This window comes from Mycobacteriales bacterium, from assembly GCA_036497565.1.
GTDB lineage: Bacteria > Actinomycetota > Actinomycetes > Mycobacteriales > QHCD01 > DASXJE01.
Genome location: DASXJE010000185.1, coordinates 1 through 4058 on the forward strand (window position 1 = coordinate 1; position 4058 = coordinate 4058).

The 4058-nt window shown below is 70.4% G+C and carries 5 protein-coding genes; 3 read left to right on the plus strand and 2 right to left on the minus strand.

Going from position 1 to position 4058, the window contains the following annotated elements; translation table 11 throughout:
* Nucleotides 1-373 (minus strand): dihydrofolate reductase family protein (locus tag VGH85_15480; GenBank protein HEY2175207.1); only part of this gene is annotated, 373 nt, incomplete at its 3' end.
* A gap of 172 nt (nucleotides 374-545) precedes the next feature.
* Between VGH85_15480 and VGH85_15485 the strand changes: the two genes are divergently transcribed.
* A complete protein-coding gene (locus tag VGH85_15485; protein ID HEY2175208.1) occupies nucleotides 546-1577 on the plus strand; it encodes an Rv2578c family radical SAM protein in 1032 nt (343 codons plus the stop codon).
* Between the two features lie 52 nt (nucleotides 1578-1629).
* Nucleotides 1630-2352 carry a hypothetical protein gene (locus tag VGH85_15490; protein ID HEY2175209.1) on the plus strand — a complete coding sequence of 241 codons (723 nt, stop codon included), beginning with the start codon at nucleotides 1630-1632 and terminating at the stop codon, nucleotides 2350-2352.
* On the opposite strand, the gene VGH85_15495 is transcribed toward VGH85_15490, so the two are convergent.
* Nucleotides 2313-3152 carry a TrmH family RNA methyltransferase gene (locus VGH85_15495; GenBank protein HEY2175210.1) on the minus strand — a complete coding sequence of 280 codons (840 nt, stop codon included), beginning with the start codon at nucleotides 3150-3152 and terminating at the stop codon, nucleotides 2313-2315. The genes VGH85_15490 and VGH85_15495 overlap by 40 nt on opposite strands.
* Before the next feature lie 91 nt (nucleotides 3153-3243).
* Here VGH85_15495 and VGH85_15500 point away from each other — a divergent pair.
* On the plus strand, nucleotides 3244-4058 hold an 815-nt coding region (locus VGH85_15500), incomplete at its 3' end, for a DUF72 domain-containing protein (GenBank protein HEY2175211.1).

The following is a 4058-nucleotide window of genomic DNA, read 5'->3' on the forward strand; positions in this document are numbered from 1 at the left end:
CGCCGACGTCCATGGGACCGCCATCCTCAGTCTTGAGCCGGGTGATCTCGGTGACAGCGTCGCCGGTGACCAGGCGGGCGTTCCAGTCGACCGCGCTGGTCGTCGAGGAGAACACCACCTTCGGCATGTCCCGCCAGCGGCGGGCGAACTCGATCTGTGCCGGTGTGGCGCCTGGCTGCTGGTCGGCGGTCGGCCAGTGGGAGCTCATCGTCTCCCACAGTTTCCGCCCGTACAGCGCGAGTCCTGTCGCCCCCACCCGGTCGGACCACCACTGGAACAGCTCGTCGCTCGGCACGCTCCAGCCGAGGTCGTCGCCGGGCGCGGCGATGTAACCGTCCAGGCTCAGGTTCATGCCAAAGGTCAGTTTCCGCATGGCGTCAGCCTCCCGTGGGTCGGTTTTCGGCGTACAGACCAACACGGCGCGGAAAATTCATCGTTCAGACCTCGCCGAGGGCCGGTTGACCACCGCGCCCACACCAGCTGGTCACCGTCGAACATATGTTCTAATGTGGTGGTCGGACGATCCACCGTGAGGAGGCGACGCGATGCGATGGGATGGGCTGCGGACCGGCAGCGACCCGGCCACCCTGTTCGGTGACGACGTCGTGGTCCGTACGTTCGATACACCCCGGTTTCGCGGCATCACGTTCTACGAAGTGCGCGCGCGTTCGATCATCAACCGCGTGCCGGGCGAGTCGCAGATGCCGTTCCGTTGGACGATCAACCCGTATCGGGGCTGCTCGCACGCCTGTGTCTACTGCTTCGCCCGCCAGACCCACACCTACCTCGATCTCGACGCCGGCGCCGACTTCGACTCCCAGATCGTGGTCAAGGTCAACGCGGAGGAGCGGCTTCGCCGGGAGCTCGCGGCGCCGACCTGGGCCGGCGAGCACATCGCCATGGGCACCAACGTCGACTGCTACCAGCGCGCCGAGGGGCGCTACCGGTTGATGCGCGGCATCATTCCGGCGCTGCGCGACGCGGCCAATCCCTTCTCGATCCTGACGAAGGGCGCGTTGATCCTGCGCGACCTCGACCTGCTCCGCGAGGCGGCCGCCGTCACCGATGTGACCGCCAATGTGTCCGTCGGCTCGGTCGATCGCGCGCTGTGGCGCTCGGTCGAGCCGGGCACGCCGAGCCCCGGCACGCGGCTGCGGGTCGTCCGCGAGCTCACCGACGCCGGCGTCGGATGCGGCGTGCTGATGGCGCCGATCCTGCCCTTCCTCTCCGATTCGCCCGCACAGCTCGACGCAACCGTGCGCGCCATCGCCGAGTCCGGCGCCCGCTCGGTGACCCCGTTGATGCTGCATCTGCGCCCCGGGTCGCGGGAGTGGTATTTCGCCTGGCTCCGGCGCGAGCATCCGGACCTCGTCGAGAGGTACCGCGAGCTCTACGGCAAGGGCGCCTACGCGCCGCGCGGCTATGCGCACGACGTGACCGGGCAGGTGCGGGATCTCGCGACCCGTTACGGACTGCCCGGTGCCGGCGCCGGGACGGCCCGTCAGGTCCGGCGTACGGCGCCCCCGGACCAGGAGGACCAGCCGCGGGAGCTGGGGGAGCAGCTGCGCCTGGTGTGACCGGCGCCCGACGGGGCGCGGGCCGCAACAACCCGCCTGTCAGGATGGACGCATGGCGCAGGACACCTACGGCCGGTTCCCCGACCGCGACGGCGATGCCGAGGGGGTCGAGCTCGACGATGGGTTCGAGCTCGAGGACGGCCGGCCGGACCAGGTCGAATCGGACGCCGAGCATGACGTCGAGCCGGACGAGCACGGGCAGGACGAGGACGAACCGGACCGGACCGCCGCCGCCGTCAGCGGCGCGGCGGCGGCCTGGCTGGTCGCCGCCGTCATCGCTGTGGTGGCGCCGTGGTTCGCGACGTCAACCACCATCGTGTCGATCGCCGGCCAGCCGTCGAGCCGGCTCGCGCTCACCACGTCCGGTTGGGGTGTGCTCACCGGACTCGGCGGGGGGACCGCCGGGCAGCACGGTCCTCGCTTCGGGATCGTCTTCGTCTGCGCCGCGGTGCTCCTTGTGGTCGCCGCCTTCCGGCTGCAGACCACCCGCAGCCGGCTTCGGCGCGCCCGGTGGAGTCTGCTCGGCGGGGTCGGTGCCGCCGCCGTCGCCGCGACCGCGGTCGGCGAGGTGCTCTACGTGCTCGCGGTCCAGTCCGGGCCCGCGTCGGCCGGTGCGGTCGCCGGGACGACGCTGGCCCGGTCCTGGTCGTTCGGGCTCGGCCTGCAACTCAGCCTGATGGCTGCGGCCTTCGCGCTGCTCGGGGTCGGTGCCGCCGTGGTCGCCGGACGCGACGGTCAGGTACGGAGCTCGGACGACGACCCCGACCCGCGCTGACGAGCCGCCTCGTAGAGCGCGATGCCGCCGGCGGTCGCGGCGTTGAGCGAACTCGCCGTACCGGACATCGGAATGGCGGCGAGCCGGGTGCAGGCCGCCCGCCAGGCCGAGCTCAGCCCGGTCGCCTCGTTACCGACGACAAGCACGGTCGGGCCACGCAGATCGCACCGCTCGAGGTCGTCGGTGGCGTCCTCGGTGAGCCCGACCACCTCGAGACGTGCTCCCGGAGCCGTCAGCCTCCCGATGAGCAGGTCCGGCGAGTCGAGCCGGACGACGGGGAGCGCGAAGAGCGATCCGACGCTGGCGCGCACCGACCTCGGGTCGTAGGGGTCGGCGGCGTGCCCGGTGACGAGCAGCCCGTGGGCACCGAGCGCATCGGCCGAGCGAATCAGGGTGCCGAGGTTGCCGGGACTGCTCGGCCGGTCGAAGGCGAGCACGAGCAGGTCATCGCGGGCCGGGATCCGATCGACGTCGTCGTCGGCGATCGCGACGACGGCGAGCAGTTCCGGCGGGTCGGCATCCTTCTCGCCGAGCTCGCCGATCAGCTCGGAGGAGACCGCTGCGATCCGCGCGGGAACCGAGTCCAGCAGGCCTCGCGCCCATCGGGACAACGTCGGCCGCCCGGCGTCGTAGAGCAGCTCCCGGACGACCCAGCCGTGCTCGACGGCTGCGGAGATGGGCCGCACTCCTTGGACCACGAACTCGCCCGCGCGGTGTCGCTTGGTGCGGTTGGTGAGCAATGTCTGCCAGCGCTGGAACGTCGCGTTGCGTGCGCTCACGCGCACGGCGGGGGCCGGCATGGGCTCGATCGTAGGCGGCGACATCGGGCCTGCCGAGATCCGCCGACCTTTCCGGCCACGGTGGTCGGTACCGGGGAGTAGACAGGCAGCTATGAGCGACATCCTCGTGGGTACCGCATCCTGGACCGACAAGACGCTGCTCGCCTCGGGCTGGTATCCGAAGGAAGCCGACAGCGCCCAGTCCCGGCTCGACTACTACGCGAAGCAGTTCCCGCTGGTCGAGGTCGACGCGACCTACTACACGCCGCCGGCCGAGCGGACGGCGCAGCTGTGGGCGGAGCGGACGCCGCCGGACTTCACCTTCAACATCAAGGCATTCTCGCTGCTGACCCAGCATCCGACCCGGGTCGCGTCGCTGTACAAGGACCTGCGGCCGGAGACGTCGAAACGCAACGTCTATCTCAAGGACCTCGACCAGGGCGTCGTCGACCAGGTCTGGGAGCGGTTCTGCTCGGCGCTGACGCCGCTGCACGACGCGGGCAAGCTCGGCGCCGTCCTGTTCCAGTTCCCCCAGTGGTTCCCCATCGGCAAGCGCAACCGGCACTACATCCTGGAGTGCAAGCGACGGTGCGAGCCCTACGGCTTCTGCGTCGAGTTCCGCAACAGGACCTGGCTCTCGGAGGACAACCGCGACGAGACGCTGGACTTCCTGCGTTCCTACGGAGTTCCCTACGTCTGTGTCGACATGCCGCAGGGCCACACGTCGTCCGTGCCGCCGATCGTGGCCGCGACGGCCGACCTCGCCGTGATGCGCTTTCACGGCCACAGCGACAAGTGGGAGAGCAAGGACATCTACGACCGGTTCGGCTACCGCTACAGCGAATCCGAGCTCGCCGAGTGGGCCCCGCGGCTGCGCACGCTCGCCGACCAGGCGAGCCGCGTCCACGTCCTGATGAACAACTGTTA